The sequence below is a fragment of the Paractinoplanes brasiliensis genome, from assembly GCF_004362215.1.
GTDB classification, from domain to species: domain Bacteria; phylum Actinomycetota; class Actinomycetes; order Mycobacteriales; family Micromonosporaceae; genus Actinoplanes; species Actinoplanes brasiliensis.
Genome location: NZ_SNWR01000002.1, coordinates 152,409 through 174,459, shown reverse-complemented (window position 1 = coordinate 174,459; position 22,051 = coordinate 152,409). Strand labels below are relative to the sequence as shown.

The 22,051-nt window shown below is 70.2% G+C and carries 16 protein-coding genes and 1 pseudogene; 11 read left to right on the top strand and 6 right to left on the bottom strand.

All coding sequences use genetic code 11. From position 1 onward, the window contains the following. Positions 1–131 precede the first annotated feature (131 nt). Both C8E87_RS32795 and C8E87_RS32790 read left to right on the top strand, forming a co-directional pair. Complete coding sequence (locus tag C8E87_RS32795) at positions 132–599, top strand: hypothetical protein (RefSeq protein ID WP_239080166.1); 468 nt, start codon at positions 132–134, stop codon at positions 597–599. Further along, on the top strand, positions 599–1,708 hold the full coding sequence (locus C8E87_RS32790) for an MAB_1171c family putative transporter (RefSeq protein WP_133877333.1): 1,110 nt from the start codon (positions 599–601) through the stop codon (positions 1,706–1,708). Before C8E87_RS32795 ends, C8E87_RS32790 begins: the two co-directional genes overlap by 1 nt. Here C8E87_RS32790 and C8E87_RS32785 read toward each other — a convergent pair. Next, positions 1,656–2,051: a helix-turn-helix domain-containing protein gene (locus C8E87_RS32785; RefSeq protein ID WP_133877332.1), complete on the bottom strand. Its 396-nt coding sequence runs from the start codon at positions 2,049–2,051 to the stop codon at positions 1,656–1,658. The genes C8E87_RS32790 and C8E87_RS32785 overlap by 53 nt on opposite strands. Before the next feature lie 155 nt (positions 2,052–2,206). Here C8E87_RS32785 and C8E87_RS32780 point away from each other — a divergent pair, with 155 nt between their 5' ends. Further along, entirely contained in the window at positions 2,207–3,412 is a 1,206-nt protein-coding gene (locus C8E87_RS32780; RefSeq protein WP_133877331.1) for a cytochrome P450, read from the top strand. Positions 3,413–3,511: 99 nt separating this feature from the next. Here C8E87_RS32780 and C8E87_RS32775 read toward each other — a convergent pair whose 3' ends face one another. Beyond that, positions 3,512–4,192 (bottom strand): hypothetical protein, encoded by a 681-nt coding sequence (locus C8E87_RS32775; RefSeq protein ID WP_133877330.1) that lies wholly within the window; start codon positions 4,190–4,192, stop codon positions 3,512–3,514. A 118-nt stretch (positions 4,193–4,310) separates the two neighbouring features. Between C8E87_RS32775 and C8E87_RS32770 the strand changes: the two genes are divergently transcribed. Genes C8E87_RS32770 through C8E87_RS32760 form a run of 3 tightly spaced genes read left to right on the top strand, consistent with a single transcriptional unit; the run spans position 4,311 to position 8,229 of the window. Next, a complete protein-coding gene (locus C8E87_RS32770) occupies positions 4,311–5,759 on the top strand; it encodes an FAD-linked oxidase C-terminal domain-containing protein (protein ID WP_133877329.1) in 1,449 nt (482 codons plus the stop codon). Next, the gene (locus tag C8E87_RS32765; RefSeq protein WP_133877328.1) at positions 5,759–6,877 is read left to right on the top strand and encodes an FAD-binding oxidoreductase; all 1,119 of its coding nucleotides are present in this window, start codon (positions 5,759–5,761) and stop codon (positions 6,875–6,877) included. Before C8E87_RS32770 ends, C8E87_RS32765 begins: the two co-directional genes overlap by 1 nt. Further along, positions 6,877–8,229: a (Fe-S)-binding protein gene (locus C8E87_RS32760; protein ID WP_203720617.1), complete on the top strand. Its 1,353-nt coding sequence runs from the start codon at positions 6,877–6,879 to the stop codon at positions 8,227–8,229. Before C8E87_RS32765 ends, C8E87_RS32760 begins: the two co-directional genes overlap by 1 nt. Positions 8,230–8,334: 105 nt before the next feature. Here the strand turns inward: C8E87_RS32760 and C8E87_RS32755 are convergent, their stop codons facing one another. Next, a complete protein-coding gene (locus C8E87_RS32755; protein WP_133877327.1) occupies positions 8,335–10,575 on the bottom strand; it encodes a rhamnogalacturonan lyase family protein in 2,241 nt (746 codons plus the stop codon). A gap of 660 nt (positions 10,576–11,235) precedes the next feature. On the opposite strand from C8E87_RS32755, the gene C8E87_RS32750 reads away from it, so the two are divergent. Beyond that, positions 11,236–12,324, top strand: coding sequence for a cellulose binding domain-containing protein (locus C8E87_RS32750; RefSeq protein WP_239080178.1), 1,089 nt, complete (start codon positions 11,236–11,238; stop codon positions 12,322–12,324). A 203-nt stretch (positions 12,325–12,527) separates the two neighbouring features. Here the strand turns inward: C8E87_RS32750 and C8E87_RS32745 are convergent, their stop codons facing one another. Continuing rightward, entirely contained in the window at positions 12,528–14,723 is a 2,196-nt protein-coding gene (locus C8E87_RS32745) for a hypothetical protein (RefSeq protein WP_133877325.1), read from the bottom strand. Between the two features lie 126 nt (positions 14,724–14,849). Continuing rightward, positions 14,850–16,985 (bottom strand): MMPL family transporter, encoded by a 2,136-nt coding sequence (locus C8E87_RS32740; protein ID WP_133877324.1) that lies wholly within the window; start codon positions 16,983–16,985, stop codon positions 14,850–14,852. 181 nt (positions 16,986–17,166) lie between these two features. Here C8E87_RS32740 and C8E87_RS32735 point away from each other — a divergent pair, with 181 nt between their 5' ends. From C8E87_RS32735 to C8E87_RS32725, 3 genes and pseudogenes are all read left to right on the top strand, one after another. Next, positions 17,167–17,430, top strand: coding sequence for a hypothetical protein (locus C8E87_RS32735; RefSeq protein ID WP_133877323.1), 264 nt, complete (start codon positions 17,167–17,169; stop codon positions 17,428–17,430). A gap of 16 nt (positions 17,431–17,446) precedes the next feature. Further along, positions 17,447–17,930, top strand: a pseudogene (gene smpB, locus C8E87_RS32730) (SsrA-binding protein SmpB). 16 nt (positions 17,931–17,946) lie between these two features. Beyond that, positions 17,947–18,969, top strand: a complete 1,023-nt coding sequence (locus C8E87_RS32725; RefSeq protein WP_133877322.1) for an LLM class flavin-dependent oxidoreductase — start codon at positions 17,947–17,949, stop codon at positions 18,967–18,969. A gap of 45 nt (positions 18,970–19,014) precedes the next feature. Here C8E87_RS32725 and C8E87_RS32720 read toward each other — a convergent pair whose 3' ends face one another. Beyond that, complete coding sequence (locus C8E87_RS32720; RefSeq protein WP_133877321.1) at positions 19,015–20,166, bottom strand: sugar ABC transporter substrate-binding protein; 1,152 nt, start codon at positions 20,164–20,166, stop codon at positions 19,015–19,017. A gap of 353 nt (positions 20,167–20,519) precedes the next feature. Between C8E87_RS32720 and C8E87_RS32715 the strand changes: the two genes are divergently transcribed. Beyond that, positions 20,520–22,025, top strand: coding sequence for an ATP-binding protein (locus C8E87_RS32715; protein WP_203720619.1), 1,506 nt, complete (start codon positions 20,520–20,522; stop codon positions 22,023–22,025). Positions 22,026–22,051: the final 26 nt, after the last annotated feature.

Here is a 22,051-nt window from a genome sequence, read left to right as displayed (position 1 = left end):
AGGCTATGCAGATGATGGCCTAATAGTTAACAGTGCCGTGGGGTTTTCCACAGGCGTGCGACACCCCCTGTTCGGTAAGCGCTCTCTCCGCGCAGTTCCGCGCAGCGAAACGGACGGGTACCGTGTCCGCGGTGGAGGGACTGCGACGCCGGTGCGAGGCAAGGCTGCGGGGGATCCGTGTGCCCGTGCCGTTCGACCTCGACCAGTTCTGCGACGAGGTGGCCGCCCGCCGCGGCCGCCCGCTGTTCCGCCGGTCTGTTCCCGGGCTCAGCGACGAGGCGGCCTGCGGGTTGTGGATCGGCACCGACCGGGCCGATCACGTGTTCTTCGACCCGGGCACCTCACCGTTGCACGCCGAGCACATCGTCCTGCACGAGCTCTCCCACATCCTGTGCGGACACTCCGGGTCCGACGCCGCGCTGGGCACCCTCTTCCCCGACCTCGAGCCGGGGGCCGTACGCCGTGCGCTGGGCCGGGCCCGCTACACCGACGACCAGGAGCGCGAGGCCGAGATGATGGCCTCGCTGATCCGCGGCCGGTCGGCCCGTACGCCGCGCACCCCGCTCGGCCGGACGACGGACGCGCTGGGTCTGACGTAATGATCCTCTCCGCTGCCCTGCTGACACTGTTGTGGGGCCTGGCGGTGACGCGCCTGCCCGGGCTCTGGCGGGACCAGCCGCAGCGTGCGCTCACCGCAGCCGTGCTCGCGCTGGCCGTCTCGCGTACCGCCGCCTATCCGCCCGTCGCCGAGGACTTCGAGGAGTTCCGGGCCGGCGCGATCCAGCATCTGGCGGCGATGATCGCGGCGTACTTCCTGCTCCGGTTCCTGCTGCTGGTCACCGGAAGCGGCCCGGACAGGCACCGGGTGTCGGGCGCCGTGGTGCTGAGCCTGCTGCTGATCGCGGCGGTCTCGGTCCCGCTCGCCCCCGGCCTGCTGATCGGCGAGCTGACGACCGGCGCGGTGGCGTACTGGATCGCCCTCGACCTCTACATCGGGGTGGCGCTGGCGGCGGCCGCGCGCTTCTTCTGGACGATCGCCGCCGAGATACCCGTACGGTGGTCACGGGCGGCGTTGCGGTCGCTCGCGGCCGGGGCCGGCCTGCTCGCGCTCGACGCTTTCTTCCGGGCCGGGGTGATGGTGCTGCTGGGCGCGGACGTTGCCGTCGACCTGGCCGCGCTCGACCCGCCCGCGCAGGTCGTGCAGGCGGCCAGCGCGCTGCTGATGGTGGCGGGCGGGGCGGCCACCGCGTTCCCGCGGGCGCGCGCCGCCGTGGCCGCGTACCGGTCGCTGGTGACGCTGCGGCCGCTGTGGACGACCATGCGGGACACGTTCCCCGAGATCATCCTCTTCTCGCCGCGCCGGGCGATCGTCGAGCTGGCCGGCGCCGACGACGTGCATCTGCGGCTCTACCGCCGGGTCATCGAGATCCGCGACGGCATGCTGGCGCTGCGGGGCCATCTGCCCGGCGACGACCTGGGCGACGGACCCGAGGCCGAGGCTGCGCGCATAGCCGGGGCTCTGCGGCGCCGGGCCGCGGGGGCCGAACCGCCGGACCGGCCCGGCGGCTGGGCGCAGGTCGGACCCGAGATGGCCGATGAGGTGGCGTGGCTGAGCGCGGTCAGCCGGGCGTACCGGAAATTGGGGAAGAAGCCCGTCAGCCGTCCGCCTTGTGCTCCGACTCCCAGACCTTTTGGATCAGCTCGCTGATCAAATCGCGGCCGCGCGGCGAGATGTCGGCCGCCCGCATCGCGATCTCGGTGACACCCGCAGCGCGGATGGTTTGCATCAACTGAAGTTGATCGTCGATGCGCCGGGTTTGCTCGTCGTCTATGAAATACGCCACCGGAACACCGAAGTAGGTGGCCAGCGCGGTGAGGTGCGCAACGGTCGGGTTGTCGCGGCGGCCGGTGCGCAACTGCCAGATGTAGGTGTGCGAGATGGCCACGCCCTGGCCGGAGCGAACCGCCTCGGCCACCGCCATGTAGCTGGGCTCCGGCTTGTGCTGCCGGAACAACCGGTCCAGTTTCTCGGCGATGGAGAAGGCGCCCACCCACGCCCTCCTCCCTCGACGGTGACGCCCATGAGCAGGGGCCCGAACCGCGCCGCTGCACATCCCCCGATGTAGGGCCTCATAAACTGTGGTTGATGAACCGTCAGCAGCTTAGGACACTCCTGCGCTCAAGTCCAAGCTTGTATGGTCAAGTAGTGGCGGACATTGTGGAAAGTCGCGAGGTTTCGGCACTTCTGGAGGAGCTCACCACGCTGGTGGGGCGCGAGGATCCGTACGGCCACTACGCGCGTCTGCGCGAGATCGGCGCCTTTGTGCGTGCCGACGACGGCACCCTGATCGTGACCCGGTTCGCCGAGTGCGCGGCCGTCGCCCGCGATCACAAGCTCGGCAAGATGCCCGTCGAGATGCTGGCCCACGCGGGCCTGGCCGACTGGGCCGACCACCCGGCGCTGTACGGCTACTTCACCAGCCTGCTCGGCATCAACCCGCCCGACCACACCCGCCTGCGGCGGCTGGTCAGCTCGAGCTTCACCGCCCGGCGGGTGCAGGCGCTGCGCCCGGCCACCGAGCGGATGATCGACGGCCTCATCGACGAGATGGACGGCACCGTCGACTTCGTCGCGGCGTTCGCGTTCCCGCTGCCCTGCAACGTGATCAGCGAGCTGCTCGGCATCCCGCCGGCCGACCGGGCCCAGTTCCAGCACCTGGTGTCGGACTGGTCGGCGGTGCTCGACGACATCACCCCCGAAGTGCTGTCGAAGGCCAACCCGGCGGCCCGGGCCGTACGGGATTATCTGGCCGGGCTGGCCGCCGAGCGACGACGACGGCCGCGGGAGGACCTGATGAGCGCCCTGGTCGGCCACGAGGAGGCCGGCGACAGGCTCACCGAGGACGAGTTGCTGACGATGGCCGGGCTGCTGTTCGCGGCCGGTTTCGAGACGACCACCAACCTGCTCTCCAACGGACTGGTGGCGCTGCTGGCGCACCCCGAGCAGCTGCCGTGCCTGTTCGCCGATCCGGCCTCGGCCGTGCAGGAGCTGCTGCGCTACGACTCACCGGTGCAGAACATCGACCGGACGGCCCTGGAGACCACGACGGTGGCCGGAGTGACGTTCCAGCCGGGCGACCGGATCGTGGCGTACACGGGTTCGGCCAACCGCGACGCGCGGCGCTTCCCCGACCCCGACCGGCTCGACCTGCGGCGGGGTGACAACACGTCGCTGTCGTTCGGCGGGGGCATGCATTACTGCCTGGGGGCGCCGATGGCCAAGCTGGAAGCCGAGATCGCCTTTCCGCGGCTGTTCGAGCGGCTGCCGAACCTGAAGCGGGCCGAGGGCGCGCAGCGGCGGGACAGCCTCACCATCCGGGGCTTCGACACGCTGCCGGTGACCACCGGGTAGGAAAAGTAAGACGCCGCTGCGAATTCCACGGGGGAAGAACTCGCAACGGCGCACTCGGAACATTAGACGACACTGGGCCGTCGTGTCTATCCCGCCGGGTCAGGAGACTCGCTGGACCACGCTGCCGACCAGCCGCTGCCAGTCCGCGTCGAAGTTCGGCGACGGGCTCGAGGTGTTCAGGCGATAGATCGCGTACGTGTCCACGAGAACCACGTTGCGGCTGGTCAGCACGGCTACCGCGGTGTCGGCCGTGCTGGGGTGAGCCGGTTCGTACTTCTTGTGCCGGATCACCACGAAGCCCTTCCAGCCCGACTCGTCGAGGGTCTTGATCGCGACAGTTTCGGTGTACGCCGGCTCGGCCTTCTCGTCGTTGACGGTGGCCGGCACCGACACCTCGGCCTGGCAGCCGTCGGCGACCGCCCGCAACGCCGTCTGGGCCGCCGTGGCCAGCGCCTCGTCGCCGAAGACGAACGCGGTCTGGTCGAGCGTCTGGGCGCCCTTCTGCCCCTCGTCCACGAAGGACGCGCTGACCACCTCGCCGCCGGGCGGCGCGCTGGGGGCCGTCGTGGTGCCGCCACAGATGCTGGGCAGCCGGCTGGGGTCGGCGCTGGTCTGCGGGGCGGCCCAGGCGGGCCCGATCTCGGACGCCTGCAGCAGCGCGCCGCGCATCGTGGTGACGGTGAGCAGACCGGTCGGCTCGGGGGCCGGGTCGTCGTCGCCGGAACACCCGGCCACCAGCAGCAGAGCACAGGTCCCGATCACAGCAGCACGAGCGAACATCGGGCAATGATCCCAGACCCGCGCGCCGGGCCGAGGGCGGTGCGGCAACTACTACGGGACCGATCGACAGCATCGCGCTGAGTGAGCACTCGGGTTAGGTTGTCCGGAAGGAGGGCTCATGGCAGACATCGACGCGCTCATCCGGCGGCTGCGCTCCGAGCTGGGCGCCGAGCAGGTCATCACCGACCGGCAGGAGCTGCGGACGTACGAGTGCGACGGCCTCGCCCACTACAAGGTCGTGCCCGCCGTGGTCGCCCTGCCGCACACCGCCACCCAGGTCGCCGCCGTGGTCAAGGCGTGTGTGGCAGCCGGGGTGCCGTACGTGGCCCGCGGCTCGGGAACCGGGCTCTCCGGGGGCGCCCTCCCCCACGCCGAGGGCGTGCTGATCGTGACCGCGCAGATGCGCCGCATCGTCGAGGTGGCGCCGGCCGACGAGCGGGCCGTGGTCGAGCCCGGCGTGATCAACCTGCAGGTGACGAAGGCGTCCGCCCCGCACGGCTACTACTACGCGCCCGACCCGTCCAGCCAGCAGATCTGCTCGATCGGCGGCAACGTGGCCGAGAACTCGGGCGGCGCGCACTGCCTCAAGTACGGCTTCACCACCAACCACGTGACCGGGCTGCAGATCGTCGCGCCCGACGGCGACCTCGTCCGGCTCGGCGGGCGGGCGCTCGACCCGCCGGGGTACGACCTGGTGGGCGCGTTCGTGGGGTCGGAGGGCACGCTCGGGATCGCGACCGAGGTCACCGTCAAGCTGACCCGTCTGCCCGAGTCGGTGCGCACGCTGCTGGCCGCCTTCGGAAGCATCGACCGGGCCGGGGCGGCCACCTCGGCGATCATCGGAGCGGGGGTGGTGCCTGCCGCGATCGAGATGATGGACGCGCTGGCCATCGAGGCCGCCGAGGCCGCCGTCGCCTGCGGTTACCCGCCTGGGGCGGCGGCCGTGCTGATCGTCGAGCTGGACGGCCCGGCGGCCGAGGTCGAGGCCCAGTTCGAGCAGGTCACCGGGTTGTGCGAAGCCAACGGGGCGTTCGAGATCCGGACAGCGGCCGACGAGGCGGAACGGGCCCTGTTCTGGAAGGGCCGCAAGTCGGCGTTCGCGGCTGTCGGGCGGATCAGCCCCGACTACATCGTGCAGGACGGCGTGATCCCGCGGACGGCGCTGCCCGAGGTGCTGCGGCGCATCTCGGAGGTGGCTGAGGCGCACGGCGTACGGGTGGCCAATGTCTTTCACGCCGGGGACGGCAACCTGCATCCGCTCGTCCTGTTCGACGCGCGGAACGCGGGCGAGGCGGATCGGGCCGAGACCGTGTCGGGGGCGATCATCGACCTGTGCATCGAGTACGGCGGGTCGATCACCGGGGAGCACGGCGTGGGCATGGACAAGTCGAAGTACATGCCGCGGATGTTCGGTCCCGACGACCTGGAGACGATGCAGCTCGTGCGGTGCGCGTTCGACCCGCTGACCCTGTCCAACCCCGGCAAGATCTTCCCGACGCCGCGGCTGTGCGGCGAGAAACCGGGGTCGGATCTGCGGGAGCGCTTCCCCGGCGTCGAGGTCTTCTGATGGGCGTTCTCGACGAGCTGACCCGGCCCGCCAAGGACGACGACCACGTGGGTGGGGCGCCGGCTCGCCTGGTGGCCGCGCCGGGCTCGACCGAGGAGGCGGCCGCCCTGGTCGCGGCGGCGCAGGGGCTGGCCGTGGTGGTGCGTGGCGGCGGCACGAAGCTGCACTGGGGGCCGGCCCCACGCGAACTCGACCTGATCGTCGACACCTCCCGGATGGCCGGGATGGTGGAACACGCCGCGGGCGACCTGATCACGGTGCTGAAGGCGGGCACGCCGCTCGACGACCTCGAGCTGGGCGGCCAGCAGCTCGCCCTCGACCACCCGCCGGGCGCCACCGTCGGCGGCACGGTGGCGACCGGGGCCAGCGGCCCGCGGCGGCTGCACTACGGCACCGCACGCGACCTGCTGATCGGCATCACCGTCGTACGGCCGGACGGCACGATCACCAGGGCGGGCGGCAAGGTGGTCAAGAACGTCGCCGGCTACGACCTCGGCAAGCTCTACACCGGCTCGTACGGGACCCTGGGGTTGATCACCGAGTGCGTCTTCCGCCTGCACCCGCGGCCTGCGGCGCACGCGTACGTGCGGTCGACCGCCCCGGCGCAGGCGGTGCCCTCGATCCTGGCCGCCCGGGTCGCGCCCACGGCGATCGAGGTCGACTCGGCCACGGGAGAGCTCGCTGTGCTGATCGAGGGCACTGCTGAGGGCGTACGGGAAAGGTCTGCTCTGCTCGGGAAGCTGCTGGCCGGGGAAATCACCGACGCGGCCCCGGCCTGGTGGGGTTTGCCGCCGTGGGATGCGGACGGCATCGGGATGAAGCTGTCGGTGCCGCTGTCGAAGGTGCCGGCGCTGCTCGACGCCGGGGCGACGGTGCGCGGGTCGGCGGGGACGGGGGTGCTTTATGCCGCGGCGTCGGGCATCACCGAGGTGGAGCGGCTGCGGGCGTTGTGCGTGCGGGGTGGCGGGCACGCGGTGGTGCTGACGGCACCCTCTCCCGTGAGGGACATTTTGGACATGTGGGGGCCGGTGCCGGGGCTCGCGCTGATGCGGCGCATCAAGGACCAGTTCGATCCCGCGCACCGATTCGCGCCGGGGCGATTCGTGGGAGGCATTTAGTGGTCGACGCTACGTGGGGAACCGGTGAGCCGCCGCGCGATGTGCTCGCGCCCCTGGAGTCCGGGGCCTTCGACGACCAGCATCCGCCGAAAGCCGAGCTGATCGCGGATTGTGTGCACTGCGGCTTCTGCTTGACGACCTGCCCGACGTACGTGCTGTGGGGCAACGAGGCCGATTCGCCGCGCGGCCGCATCTATCTGATGAACGAGGGCCTCACCGGCGAACCGCTCAGCGCGTCGATGGTCTCCCATTTCGACAAATGCCTGGGCTGCATGTCGTGCGTGACGGCGTGCCCGTCGGGCGTCAAGTACGACCGGCTCATCGAGGACACCCGGGCACAGGTCGAACGTCGGTACTCGCGCGGGCCCGCCGATTCACTGCTCCGGAAAGCCATCTTCGCGCTGTTCCCCTATCCGCGGCGGCTGCGCCTCTTGCGGGGGCCACTGCGGGCGTACCAGAAAACGGGTTTGCGCAAAATGGTGGCGCGCAGCGGATTGCTCGACCGGCTCGGCCCCACCCTGTCGACGCTGGAATCACTCACGCCCCAGCTGCGGAAAGTGCCGGCCCCACCGCGCCGGGTGGCGGCCCGCGGCACCCGGCGGGCGGTGGTCGGCATGCTGACCGGCTGCGTCCAGGGCGCTTTCTTCCCCGAGGTCAATTCGGCCACCGTACGCATCCTCGCCGCCGAGGGTTGCGACGTCGTGATCCCACCCGGCCAGGGTTGCTGCGGCGCACTGAGCGTCCACAACGGCCGACGCGACGAGGCACTCGATTTCGCCCGCCGCCTGATCGACGTGTTCGCGGATGCCGGCATGGACTATTTCGTCGTCAACGCGGCCGGCTGCGGCTCGTCCCTGAAGGAATACGGCGAACTGCTGGCCGACGACCCTGCTTATGCCGCGCGGGCGGCGGCCTTCTCGGCGAAGGTGCGCGACCTGGCGGAACTGCTCGACGAACTGGGCCCGGTGGCGCCGCGGCACCCCTTGCCCGTGACGGTCGCCTATCACGACGCCTGCCATCTGGCCCACGCCCAGGGAATCCGCACCCAGCCGCGGGCCCTTCTGCGCGGAATTCCGGAACTGCGACTGCGCGAGATAGCCGACCCCGAACTGTGCTGCGGTTCCGCCGGAATCTGGAACATCCTGAACCCGATACCGGCCGCCGAACTGGGCGACCGCAAAGCCGCGAACATCCTCGCCACCGGCGCCGACCTGCTCGTCACGGCCAACCCGGGCTGCATGATGCAGGTGGCCGCCGCCCTACGCCGCCAGGGCGCCGAACTGCCCATGGCCCACACGGCGCAGGTCCTCGACGCCTCGATCCGCAACGCGGGGGCTGCGGCCCTGCGCTGAGGGCCTCGTTCGAGGGGCGCTGCGCTCGACGCAGAACTCGCGGCCGAACCATCGAGGATCCGGTTCCGGTCCCGCGGGCTGCGGCGGGACCGGAACCGGATCGGGTCAGCCGATGGCGAAAGACGGGTGCGGAGGCTGGTTGTAGGCGGTGTTCTGCCAGGCCAGGGCCTCGCGGTACTGGATGTCGTGCAGCAGGGTCAGGACCCGGCGGTCGGTTTGGGCGGGGGTTGAGTAGATGCGCAGGGCGGTGTTGTCGGAGGTCGGCCAGATGACCTCCTCTCGCCAGTCGCCGAGCAGGTCGCCGCTGAGGGAGGGGGTGGCCTTGGTGCCGTTGTTGGAGTGGACGCCCGACGCGGTCAGCAGGCGGGTGTCGCCCGAGGTGCCGTACTTGTCGATGCGGGTCTGGTCGAGCAGTTCGCGTTGCGGGTCGCCGTCCCACCAGATCACGAAGTTGGCGGAGCCGGGTTTGCGCGACGACACCACGGCGCCGGAGGGACCCCGTACGCCGTCGGCTGCGGACGACCACGACTCGGCGCCCGGGCTCCCGGCCCAGACGTCGGCGGACACGCCCCGTCCGTTGTCGCCGTTCGCGGGCGTGGTCCACAGGATCTGACCCGTACGGGCGTCGGCGAACCACGACGACGGTTTGCTCGAGTCCTCACTGACTTTGAAGACTTCGAGGCCCGTACGGGACGGGTCGAGGTCACCGACGTGCAGGGCGTCGCCGTGGCCGTGGCCGGTGTTCCACAGTTTCGCGCCGTTGTCGTCGATGGCGAGCGAGCCGTACACGATCTCGTCGCGGCCGTCGCGGTCGACGTCGGCCACCGAGAGCTGGTGGTTGCCCTGGCCGGCGGTGCCGCTGTTGGTGGAGCTGTTGCTGTCGAACGTCCAGCGGCGGGCCAGCGAGCCGTTGCGGAAATCCCAGGCCACGACCACCGTACGGGTGTAGTAGCCGCGCGCCATGATCAGGCTGGGGCGGCTGCCGTCGAGGTAGGCGGTGCCGGCCAGGAAGCGGTCGACCCGATTCCCGTACGAGTCTCCCCAGCTCGACACAGTGCCGCGCGGAGGCACGTAGTCAACTGTGGACAGGGCGGCGCCGGTACGGCCGTCGAACATCGTCAGGTACTCGGGACCGGTGAGCACGTAGCCCGACGAGTTGCGGTGGTCGGCGCCCGAGGAGCCGATGACCTGCCCGGTGCCCGAAACGGTGGCGTCGGCCGTCTTCATGGCGACCTCGGCACGGCCGTCGCCGTCGTAGTCGTACACCTGGAACTGGGTGTAGTGCGCGCCGGCGCGGATGTTGCGGCCCAGGTTGACGCGCCACAGCCGGGTGCCGTCGAGCTTGTACGCGTCGACGTAGACCGGGTCGGTGACGCCGGACTGCGAGTTGTCCTTGGCGTTGTTGGGCTCCCACTTGAGCACCAGGTCGAGCTTGCCGTCGCCGTCGAGGTCGCCGGTGCCGGCGTCGTTGGCCGCGTACAGGGAACTGTTGGGGTTCTGGATCGGGACGTCGAGGTAACCGTTGGCGAAGCTGAGCGACGGGCCTTCCGCACCCTGTTCGGCGCCGTTGAGGACAGCCCGTACGGTGTACGACGCGTTCGCCGCGGCGCCGGCGTCCAGGTAGTTGGTCGAGGTGGTGAGCGGCGACGCGTTGAGCTTGGTGGCGCCGCGGTAGACGTTGAAGCCGATGCCGGACGGGTCGGTGGCCAGCCAGCGCCAGCTCACCAGGTTGCCCGAGCCGGAGCGGACGCTGATCACGCCGCGGTCGAGGCGTTCCCGCTGCTTACCGTCCGCGGGCGCGATCGTGGTGGGCGGGGTCGTCGGCGGCGCGGTGGTCGGCGGCGCGGTGGTCGGGGGCGTCGTGGTCGGGGGCGTCGTGGTCGGGGGCGTGGTTGTCGGGGGCGCGGTCGTCGGGGGCGCGGTGGTGGGCTGGGCCGCGCCGGTGCAGGCGACGCCGTTGAGGGCGAACGACGTCGGGGGCGCCGCGTCGCCGGTGGCGTTGAAGCCGAAGCCCGCGGTGCCGTTGGTCGCTATTGAAGCGTTCCAACCGGCGTCGCGGACCGACACCTGCGCGCCGGACTGCGTGACCGAGCCGTTCCACAGCTGGCCGACGGTCTGCCCGCCGGGGAAAGTGAACGTTAACGTCCAGCCGTTGACCGGGTCGCCGAGGTTGGTGATGTCGACGTTCGCGCCGAAGCCGCCCGGCCAGGAACTCGACACGGTGTAGCGCACCTGGCATCCGGCGGCCGCGTCGGCCCTGGTCGCGACCATGATTCCCGCGCACACGGCGCCGACGGCGAGAACGGCCGCGATCTGTCTTCTTCTGGCCACGAGGATCCTCCGCATAGAGGGAGATGAATGGGAGCGTTCCCAGCGTCGCCTGCCGGGCCGCCCCGGTCAAGGTTGGATTGGGAGCGCTCCCATGTCATCATGCGGAAATCTATCGTTATCAATTCCCGAGAGGTGCCCATGCTCCCACTTGGTGCGGCCTTCCCTCACCACCCGCGAAAGACCGCCTGCCCGGCTCCGCGACCCGCCAGGGGCCGGGCAGCCGCCAAACCCGCCGGGCCGCCGGCCGCGGACCCAACTCAACCAAGATCGGCGGGCGTCACGCACGACCCGAACAGCCAATCGGGGAAGCATGCGGACCCAACCGAGCAGCCGCCGGCCAACACGATTCACAACCCGAACAGCCACCCGCCCGAGAAAGCGGACCCCACCCAACAGCCACCAGCCCGCATCCAGCACGACCCGAGCGGCCGGTGGGGTGGAGAAGCTGCCGGGGAGCCGAGCCCTGAGGACGGCGGAAGGGCGCTGGCCGGCCCTGAGCGACGTCGGCTGCACGCAGACGCATCCGCACGGCTGGCGCGTGAGGACTCCGCTGGGCAGCGCCGAGGCGGGGGCCGCGATCAGACTGGCGACAGCGGCCAGACCGACCACAACCGCCAAACCGGGGACAGCGGCCAGACCGAGCACAACCGCCGGGGCGGTCGGCGGCGGGTGGCTGTGTTGGCTGCTGCTTCCGCGGTGCTGGTCGCTGGGGCGGTCGCCGTTGCCGGGCGGGCCGAGGCGGCGGCCGGCTGTCAGGTCAAGTACGCCGTGTCGAGTTCGTGGCAGGGTGGTTTCGGGGCGAGTGTGGACATCACCAACCTCGGGGACCCGGTAAGCGGCTGGGCATTGACGTTCTCGTTCGCAGCCGGGCAGACGATCACGCAGTTGTGGAACGGCTCGGTCTCGCAGTCGGGCTCGCAGGTGACGGTGCGCAACGCCGGCTGGAACGGTTCCATCGGGACCAACGGCACGGCCGGCTTCGGCTTCAACGGATCGTGGACCGGCAGCAACCCGGCGCCCACCGCGTTCGCCCTCAACGGGGTCGCCTGCACGGGCAGCACTGTCCCGACACCGCCCACCACTCCCCCGACGACACCGCCCACTACCACCCCGCCTACGACTCCCCCGACGACACCGCCCACGACGCCGCCGGTTGGCTCCGCTGTCAAGATCATGGCGCTGGGTGACTCGATCACCGGCTCGCCGGGCTGCTGGCGGGCGCTGCTCTGGCAGAAGTTGCCCGCCGACAAGGTCGACTTCGTGGGCTCACTGCCGGGGCAGGGCTGCGGTTTCCCGTACGACGGCGAGAACGAGGGCCACGGCGGAGCGCTGGTGACCACGGTGGCCAGCCAGAACCAGCTGCCCGGCTGGCTGTCGGCGAGCAAACCCGACGTCGTGCTGATGCACTTCGGCACGAACGACGTCTGGAGCACCATCGCGCCCAGCACGATCCTGGCCGCCTACACCACCCTGGTCGGGCAGATGCGCGCATCCAACCCGAACATGAAGATTCTGGTCGCCCAGATCATCCCGATGAACGCCTCGAACTGCGCTGACTGCGCCCAGCGAGTCGTCAACCTCAACGCGGCCATCCCGGGCTGGGCCGCCGGCCTGTCCACCACGGCGTCACCGATCACGGTCGTCGACCAGTGGACCGGCTTCGTCCCCGCCACCGACACCTACGACGGCGTCCATCCCAACGACAGCGGCAACACCAAGATCGCCAACCGCTGGTACCCGGCCCTCAGCGCCGTGCTCCCGTGACGAAGGCCCGGCCTGCCGCCCCGAGAGCGCCAGACCCGCCCGAGCACCAAACCCGCCCGAGCACCAAACCGGCCCGAGCGCCAGACCCGCCCGAGCGCCAAACCGGCCCGAGAGCGCCAGACCCGCCCGAGCGACAAACCGGCCCGAGAGCGCCAGGCCGGCCCGAGCGACAAACCGGCCCACGCAGCGCGCCAGAGGGCAGGTCAGCGCCAGCTGCAGGTGATGTCGCGGTAGGGCGGGCCGGCCGCGGTGGAGGCCTGCGGCCCGGTGAGCGTACGGCGCGACGTCTCCCCCTGCCGCAGGCTCTTGCCCCGCCACGTCCAGCGGGTCTCGATCGTCGAGGCGGCCGTGATGGCACCCGTACGGGGGTCGCGGGTGAACGTCGCACCGCCCGCCACCAGCTCGGGGCGCCCGTCACCGTCGACGTCGGAGCAGCCGAGACCCGCCGTACGGGTCAGGCTTGACGCCGTCTCGAAGGGCTGGCTGATCAGAACCAGGCCGTCCGGGGTCAGCGACAGCAAGTGAACCGCCGAGCCGGACTGCAGGGCCGCCTCCTCACCGGGTTCGCCGTCCAGGTCGCTGGCCTCCAGCACGGACGGGCGGTCGAGCGGCAGCAGCAGGTCGGAGGTGCGGCCGGCGGCCAGGACAGCACGGGCGGTCCAGCGATCGCCGCGCTGGTAGAGCAGCAGGGTGTCCGTACGGGAATCGCCGTCGAGGTCGGCCCGGACGAGGCTGCGGCAAACCGAGTCGGGCGGGATGAAGGCGTTGGCCGGCGTCTCCTGGCAGGTCACGGTGCCGAGGGCGGCCAGCGAGGTGGCCGCGGCTGACGGGAACTCGCCGGGCGGGGTGGACGCGACCAGCGACGTCCACGTGCCGTCGAGCGCGATGCACAGGCGGTAGTCCTTGCCCCGCCCGGCCGTCTGGCGCACGATGCCGATGTCCTCGTCGGGCAGGCCCAGGTCGGCCAGGCGCGCGGGGTAGGTCAGCAGGTTGGGGTCGGCCAGGCCGTAGACGTAGCCGTCGCGGGAGGTCTCGTCGCACGGCCAGCGCAGCGGGGGGACGGTCACCAGCGCGGCCACGGCGTCGGTGGCGCGCGGGCCGCTGAGGCTCGTGTTGGCGTACGTCAGGCCGCTCGGCGGGAGCACGTCGGTCAGCGAGTCGCGCAGCGCGGCCGCGTACAGGCGTTCCTCGGTGGCGACGACGGCCGCGGGAATGGAACCGCCCGGCTCGTTGAGGGCCTTGCCGGGGATGACGGGACTGCGCCGGGCGGTCACCTGCCACTGCTGCGGGGTTGCCGGGGAGGACGCGAGGTACCCGGTGAGGCCTCGCATCGCCGCGATCACCGACCCCCGTACGTCGGCGCGGTCTGCTCTTGCCTGGTTCTCGGGGACGCCCTCGGGGAGGATGCGCACGGCGTCGAAGGCGTCGCTCACGCAGGCGGACACCCGCCCGTCCAGGGCTTCCGGGGGCAGGGCCAGGGCACACCGTACGGCGGCAACCGTCACCTCGGCGGGCACGAACGCGGAGCTCATGACGTCGACCATGTACTCGGCCAGGGTCACGTCGGAGCCCGTACGGGTGACGAAGCTGACGGTGTGGAAAGCGCCCGGCAGTGTCAGGTCGAGCACGCCGCGACCGGGCAGGAACGTGTAGTCGCGGTCGGCCTCGGCCAGCTTGTGCCACACCGTCTCGGCCACGCTGGCCCGGTTGGGCTGGGCGACGGCGAGCTGCGGGTAACCGCCGAGCCGGGCGAACTGGCCGGTGGGGGTGTTGCTGACCACGCGCATGAGGGCCGGCCGCTCGGCTGCGCCCGCGGCCACGCACGTCTTCATCGCGCCGTCCTCGACGTGGGCCGTCCAGCGGGCGGAGCGGGTGGTGCCGCAGTCCGGGTCGGGCGCGTCGTGCGACCCGGCGCCGGCCCCGGGCACCTCGGGCGGGGTGACGACGGCCCGGCCGGCCGACACGATCGACAGGTGCCCGACGGTCGTGGTGATCGTGCCCGCGTCGCGGTCGACGATGCCGCCCTCGCTGGCCCACACCCGGTGGGCGTCGCGGGACACGACGGTGATCAGGCCGCCGCCGGCCTCGTCGAGCAGCGGCAGGGTGACGGTGGCCGAGGTGCGCAGCGTGCCCGCGCCGAGCGAGATGTCGACCGGCTCGGCGAGCCAGTCGAGCCCGTCGGGCGCCTCGACGCTCGGGCGCGGCACGATGCGGACCTGGGTGTCGGCGCTGAGCGCGCCCGGCCCGAACCGGACCGACACGCCCTCAGCGGTCGTGACGGTGCCGCCGGCCGCCGCCGTGATCCGCGCGACCGTCGCCGGCGACCGCAGCGACCAGGCGACGACGCCGCCGGTTGCCAGCAGCGCGGCCGCCACCACGGCGGCCAGGGCCACGCGCACGAGTCTCCTCCTGAATCCCGGAGGACCCACGGTAGGGAGGGGGCTCAAGTGCGGTGAACCCCCGGTCGGGCACGACCGTGCGTCTGTTCGACGGCGGGCTCGCCCAGTTCGGGCCGGTCGTTCTGATCAATAGTCTGACCGATGCACGTCGGCCAGTGCGGGCGGCGGGGTGGGAAGGGCTTCGTCCGGCCCGGGGTCACGCTTGTGCATCAGCTTGCTGGGCCACCACATCCACCGGCCGACGTCGAGGTTGAGCGCGGTCACCAGCACCGAGCGCACGATCATGGTGTCGAGCAGGACGCCGAACGCCACCGCGAACCCGATCTCGACGAACGCGACCAGCGGCAGGCTGGCCAGCGCCGAGAACGTCCCGGCGAGCACGATGCCGGCCGAGGTGATCACGCCGCCGGTCGCGGCCAGCCCGATCAGCGCGCCGCGGCGGGTGCCGTGCTGCAGGGTCTCCTCGCGTACGCGGGTCATCAGGAAGATGTTGTAGTCGATGCCCAGGGCGACCAGGAACACGAAGACGAACAGCGGGAACGACGTGTCCTCGGCCTCGAACCCGAACACGTGGCGGAACATCAGCACGCTCACGCCGAGCGCGGCGGCGAACGAGAGCACCACCGTCGCGATGAGGATCAGCGGCGCCACGATCGCCCGCAGCAGCAGGCCCAGGATGATCAGCACGACGAGCAGCACGAGCGGGATGATCAGCCGGTTGTCGTGGCGGTTGGCGTCGTTGATGTCGACCACCACCGCGGTGTAGCCGCCGACCTTCGCGTTCGCGCCGGGTATCGCGTGCAACGTGTCGCGGGCCTGTTCGACCGTACGCTGGGCCGCCGCGCTGTCGGGCGGGTTGGCCAGCGTGCCGTCGATCATCGCCAGATCGCCCTTGACCACGGGTTCCGCCACCTCGCTGATGCCCGGCACCGCGGCCAGCTCACGGCTCACCCGCTCGGCGCTCGACGCGTTGGCGATCACCGTGACGGGCTGGCCCCCGCCGGCCGGGAAGTGCCGCGCCAGGGCCTGTTCGGCGACCGTGGACGGCTGCTCGGTGGTGAACTGCTGGGCCGAGGTCAGCCCGACGGCGTTCGACTGCAGCAGGCCCAGCGCCATCGCGCCGAGCGCCACGGCCGTGCCGATCCAGACCCGGCGCGGGTGACGCGCTATCCGGGCGCCCAGCCGGGCCCAGAATCCGGTCGCGGTCGGCTCGGCGGTGCCGAAGCGCGGACGGACCGGCCAGAACAGCCAGCGCCCGCAGATCACCAGCAGGGCCGGGAGCAGCGAGATCATGGCGGCCAGGCCGACCACGATGCCGATCGCGGCCACCGGGCCGAGGCCGCTGGTCGAGTTGAGCTCGGCCAGCGTCAGGCAGAGCATGCCGACGGCCACCGTGGCGGCGCTGGCGATGATGGCCGGGCCGGCGCGGTGCAGGGCGAACTGCATCGCCTCGTGCCTGTCCTCGTGGCGGCGCAGCTCCTCGCGATAGCGGGCGACCAGCAGCAACGCGTAGTCGGTGCCGGCGCCGAAGACCAGCACGGTCAGGATGCCCGCGCTCTGCGCGTTGACCGCCAGGCCGGCGTGCTTGGCGAGCAGATAGATCACGCCCTGCGAGCTGGCCAGCGCCACGCCCGCGACGCTGATCGGCAGCAGCCAGAGCACCGGGCTGCGGTAGGTGACGAGCAGGATGATGGCCACGATGGTGAGCGTGGTGTACAGCAACGTGCCGTCGATGCCCTCGAACGCGCCGGCCGAGTCGGCGGCCGTGGCGACCGGGCCGGCCAGGTAGACGTCGAGGCCCGGCGGCGCGCCCGTCTCGGCCGTCGCCTTGATCGAGTCGGCGATGGCGGGCAGGGCGTCCCAGCCGTCGTCGTCGATCCGCACCGGGACGATGACCTCGATCGCCTGCTTGTCCGGGGCGGGGATCGGCCCGACGACCTCGCCGGTGACCCCGCTGACGGTCTTCATCCGGGCGACGTCGGCCGTGGCCTTCTCGAGGTCGGCCGGGGTGATCGTCCCGCTGGTGCGCTCATAGACGACGATCGCCGGGGCGATGTCGTCCGGCTGGAACTGCCGTTGCAGGTCGGCGACCTGGGTCGCCTCCGCCCCGCCGGGCAGCCAGGCCGAGTTGTCGTTCTTCTGGACGCTGCTCAGTTTGCCGGCCAGCGGCGCGGCCAGTATCAGGATCCCGATCCACAGAGCGAGGACGATCCACTTCGACCGACGGCCGCAGACCAGCCTCGCCACCCCACCCGTAGCCATCTCGTATCCCCCCGAGACCGCGGTGCATGACTCGCGGAGCGTAATCCCGCGGTGGCCGTCCGTCCTACCCCCTCTCAGGGTTATCTCAGGGGAAATAGGGGGAGGCAGGTCCACTGTGTCCCTCGGCGCGGCTTACGTCCTCGGGTCGCGTGCTCCAAGGTCATTTCGGCATAATCCAGGGGTGACCAATTGGGAATTCGCGCGGCTCGAGTACCGCGCCGCCGGCACGCTCGGCGCGGACAGGTTCATGGACTGGACGGCGACCTTCCACCACCCGGGTGGTGTGCTGCGGTGGGGCACCGACGAGCGCTTCGACGACCTGCGCCACCTGAACCGGGCGGGTGCGGCCGGCTGGCAGGCCTACGACCGCGCCGCCATGCATGTGCACAACGAGCCGCACAGGCTGAGCAGCGTGACTTATTCCATGCGGCGGCCCGTGCCGTAAAGCTATCGTCTCTCGCGTGAGCAGGGAGACCGGACGCAAGCTGATCGCCTCGAACAAGAAGGCGCGGCACGACTACGCCATCCTCAGGACGTACGAGGCGGGTCTCGTGCTGGCCGGCACCGAGGTGAAATCGCTGCGTGAGGGCCGGGCCTCGCTGGTCGACGCGTTCGCCCAGGAACACGAGGGCGAGATCATGCTGTACGGGCTGCACATCGCGGAGTACGGCTACGGCAGCTGGACCAACCACGCGCCCCCGCCGCACCCGCAAGCTGCTGCTGCACAAGTCCGAGATCCTCAAGATCCTGGCGCAGCTGCGCGACGGCAACGGGCTGACCCTGGTGCCGCTCTCGATGTACTTCAGCGAGGGCTGGGCCAAGGTCGAGCTCGGACTGGCGCGCGGCCTCCGGTCGTACGACAAACGCCAGGTGCTGGCCGAGCGCGACGCCAAGAAGGAGATCGCCCGCGAGATGGGCCGTCGCCTCAAGGGCCGCACGCGCTAAGACCTAGAGTGATCAAGTGGAATTCGGACTCGATACTTTCGGCGACGTCACCGTCGGCGAACACGGCCAGAAGCTGACGTACGCGCAAGTCATCCGCAACGTCGTCGAGCAGGCCGTGCTCGCCGACAGTCTGGGCATCGACGGTTTCGGCCTGGGCGAGCACCACCGCGACGACTTCGCGGTCTCCTCCCCCGAGATCGTACTGGCCGCCATCGCCTCGCGCACCGAGCGCATCAAACTGGGCACCGCCGTCACCGTGCTCAGCTCGGACGACCCCGTACGCGTCTTCGAGCGGTTCGCCACCCTCGACGCGGTCTCGAACGGGCGGGCCGAGATCATCCTGGGCCGTGGCTCGTTCACCGAGTCGTTCCCGCTTTTCGGCTTCGACCTGACCGACTACGAACGGCTCTTCGAGGAAAAGGCCGACCTGATGGTCAAGCTGCTCGACGAGGGCCCGGTCACCTGGTCGGGCACGGTCCGGCCGCCGCTGACCGACCAGCAGGTCTACCCCAAGACCGAGTCGGGCCGCATCCGTACGTGGATCGGGGTGGGCGGCAGCCCCGAGTCGGTGGTCCGGGCGGCGCAGCACGGCCTGCCGCTGGTGCTGGCGATCATCGGCGGCGAGCCGGTCCGCTTCGCCCCGTACGTCGAGCTCTACCAGCGCGCGCTCAAGGAGTTCGAGCAGCCCGAGCAGCCGGTCGCCGTGCACTGCCCCGGTTTCGTGGCCGAGACCGACGAGGAGGCCGTCGAGATCCTCTGGCCGCACGCGCGCACCATGCTCAACCGGATCGGCCGGGAGCGGGGCTGGCCGCCGCTGAGCCGCGACCGCTTCGAGATCGACGTGCGCGACGGCGCCTGGCACGTCGGCTCGCCCGAGACCGTGGCGCAGAAGGTCGCGCACACCATCAAGCACCTCGGGATCCAGCGCTTCGACCTGAAGTACTCGGCCGGCACGCTGCCCCACGAGCACATGATCAAGGCGATTTCCCTGTACGGCGAGAAGGTCGTCCCCCGGGTGCGGGAGCTGCTCGCCCAGTGACGCGAAAAGGGGGCCGCTCGGGCCCCCTTTTCACCGGTCAGCGTCTCAGCTGTCGTCGTCGTTCTTGTCCTTGGCGAACCGGCCGACACCGTGCTGCTGGCACAGCGCGAGGTACTTGCCCTTGCAGAGCTCGGCCTCGGCGATGTACTTGTCGGTCAACACGACGTCGTTGATGTTGGCCAGCGTGATCGGCTTCGGCTCCAGCGAGATGAACGGCACGTAGCCGCCCGACTCCGGGTCCTTGATCGTGTCGTTGGCCGTCGGGTTCTCACCCTTGAACAGCTGGACCGCCAGCCGGGCGGCGTTGTCCGCCTCCTGCTTCACGGCCTTGTAGACCGTCATGCACTGGTCGCCGGTCAGGATGTTCTGCACGCCCTCGAGCGTGGCGTCCTGGCCGGTGACCGGCACGACGCCGTTGCGCTTGTACTTGCGGAGCACCTTGATGACCGCGTTGCCGATGCCGTCGTTGGCCGCGAGCACGCCGCCGATCTGGGGCGACTGGGTCAGCATCTGCTCGAAGATCTTTTCGGCCTCTTCGGGCTCCCAGTCCGGCACCCACTGGGCGGGGCCGACGGTGTACTGCGCCTTGTCGTACATCTCGTTCAGCACGCCCTCATAGCCCTCCTTGAAGAGGGTGGCGTTGTTGTCCGAGGGCGAACCGTTGAGCTGGGCGATGATCGGGTTCGACACCTTCTTGGCCCGCAGGCACTTCTGCAGCCCGTACGCCTGCAGGGCGCCGACCTGCACGTTGTCGAAGCTGACGTAGTAGTTGGCGTTGCCGTTGAGCGTCAGGCGGTCGTAGTCGATCGTCGGGATTTTCTTCTCCCGCGCCTTGGCCAGCACTTCCTTGCCGCTCTCGGGGTCGAGGTTCGCGATGATCAGGACCTTGACGCCGCTGTCGAGCATCGACTCGGCGATCTGCACGAACTTGGCCCGGTCGCCCCCGGCGTTCACGATCTCGACGGGAACCTTCTGCGCGTCGAACGCCGCCTTCAGATACTTCGGGTCCTCGTTGGTCCACCGGTTCGAGCTCTTGGTGTCGGGCAGGATCACACCGACGCGTTCCTTGGTCTCACCGCTGCCGGCGTAGCTCCCGCCGCCACTCGCCTCACCGGAATCACCGGAGTCGTCACACGCAGTCATGGTGGCCGTCGCCATCAGGCCGACGGCGGCGATAGCCAACAGTTTCTTGCGCATCTTGGGGAAGCTTCCTCTCCGGGTGGAACTTCGACCTGTATGAGGTCCGCTCAAGCCGCCCAAGTATCAGGCAGGCAAGGGCGCGCCCGACAGGGGGTACGGCACCGGAGAGAAAAATAGTTCATTTCCCGTCCGTAAGCACCCTCGAGTTACGTTCGGTATCGGCAATTGTGATCTTTTGCTGGTCAGCGCCCACGGCTCCCGCCGAAAATCGTCCATCAGGACGCTCACCTCGTCCGGACGCCGCCCAGGACCAGCCATTCGGCCTGCAACCTTCCCACAAGGAACGGCAAACCTCGCCCGGCTGCAACCAAATACGCAGAGCAATTCACTAATCACCGACAGCGAAAGCGGTGCGGCATGCAACGGAACCCACGCAGTCGGGGCGCAAGAATACCGATGCGGCGGGCCGCTCGACCACGACACCGATAGAGCCGGCGGTAACGATCCGTACCGACCACCACGGGACGGGGAGGCAACATCAGTCTCGCAAGCGGGAACAGCGCTCAAGATGCGGAATCCACAGCCTGCAAATACGGAAAATTTTGTCCGGAGATGCGGAAGAAGATAGGCTGCCATCCGTGGACGGATCTCTTACCGGCATCGCTCCGCGCCAGCTGACGGCCGTGCTTGCTCGCCGCCTGACCGAGGAACCGGCGTTGGTTCTGAACGGTCCCCGCACCGTTGGCAAGAGCACCCTCCTCCACGCTCTCGCCGAGCGCTTCGAACGGTCCGTGATCGACTGCGACGATCCCGCTACACGAGCTGCGGTACGCGCGGATCCCGGGCGGTTCGTCAGTGGTCCCGGGCCTATCCTGATCGACGAGTACCAGCATGTCCCCGACCTCCTCAGCGCCATCAAGGCCGAACTGAACCGGGATCTCAGCCCAGGACGGTACGTTCTGGCCGGATCGACGCGGTACACGACGTTGCCCGAGGCGGGTCAGGCGTTGACCGGACGCGTCGACATCCTCGACGTACTTCCCCTGACCCAGGCGGAAATCGACGGCGCCGGCGGCGACCCCTTGGTGCATCGGCTGCTCGATGGCGTTGATGTGTCGCTCGGCACCACGCCGTCCACCACGACCCGGGCCGACTACGCCCGGCGGATCACCTCCGGCGGAATGCCGGTGGCGTTGCGCCGGCCCTCAGGGCGGTCCCGCTCACGCTGGTTCGCCAACTACCTCGATCTCGTCATCGAGCGTGATGTGCTCGAGCTGAGCCGGGTCCGTCAGCGAGAGATGCTTCCCCGGCTTCTCCGCGTCCTCGGCTCACGCTCGGGCCAGGTGTTGAACATCACCGGGGCGGCCTCGGCGGTAGGGATGGAGAAGTCCAGCGCGGAGAACTACCTCAAGCTCCTCGAGGCTGTCTTCCTGGTCCTGCGTCTGCCCGCCTGGGGAACAACGCTCGGCTCCCGGGTAGCCCGCCAGCCGAAAGTTCATTTGATCGACTCCGGCGTCATGGCGTGGCTTCTCGCTCTCACGCCGGAAAAGATCGCCACGAATGATCCGGCGGCGTTGACGGAGTACGGCCATCTGGTGGAGACCTTCGCAGTCGGCGAAATCCTCCGGCAGGTGAGCTGGTCGGACGCACCCGTCGCGGTCGGGCATTTCCGCACGTCCGAAGGCCACGAGGTCGATCTGGTGCTCGAACGCGACGACGGGATGGTCTTTGCGTTCGAGATCAAGGCCGGCACCCGCGTCGAGCAGCCCGACCTCGCCGGCATCAAGGCGCTTCGCGCTCGTCTCGGCAAGCGCCTCGCTACGGCCGTGGTGCTCTACACCGGCGCTCTGAGTTACCGATTCGACGACGGCACTCTGGTGCTTCCGCTGGACTCGCTCTGGTCGGCCGTGGCGTGACCGGACGAGGGACGGGTTCCGCGGGA

What these genes read in the sequence shown, in the direction of transcription:
- C8E87_RS32790 (WP_133877333.1), top strand. Translation starts at nt 599, where the DNA reads ATGATCCTCTCCGCTGCCCTGCTGACACTGTTGTGGGGCCTGGCGGTG.
- C8E87_RS32775 (WP_133877330.1), bottom strand. Translation starts at nt 4,192, where the DNA reads ATGTTCGCTCGTGCTGCTGTGATCGGGACCTGTGCTCTGCTGCTGGTG.
- C8E87_RS32770 (WP_133877329.1), top strand. Translation starts at nt 4,311, where the DNA reads ATGGCAGACATCGACGCGCTCATCCGGCGGCTGCGCTCCGAGCTGGGC.
- C8E87_RS32765 (WP_133877328.1), top strand. Translation starts at nt 5,759, where the DNA reads ATGGGCGTTCTCGACGAGCTGACCCGGCCCGCCAAGGACGACGACCAC.
- C8E87_RS32755 (WP_133877327.1), bottom strand. Translation starts at nt 10,575, where the DNA reads ATGCGGAGGATCCTCGTGGCCAGAAGAAGACAGATCGCGGCCGTTCTC.
- C8E87_RS32740 (WP_133877324.1), bottom strand. Translation starts at nt 16,985, where the DNA reads ATGGCTACGGGTGGGGTGGCGAGGCTGGTCTGCGGCCGTCGGTCGAAG.
- C8E87_RS32720 (WP_133877321.1), bottom strand. Translation starts at nt 20,166, where the DNA reads ATGCGCAAGAAACTGTTGGCTATCGCCGCCGTCGGCCTGATGGCGACG.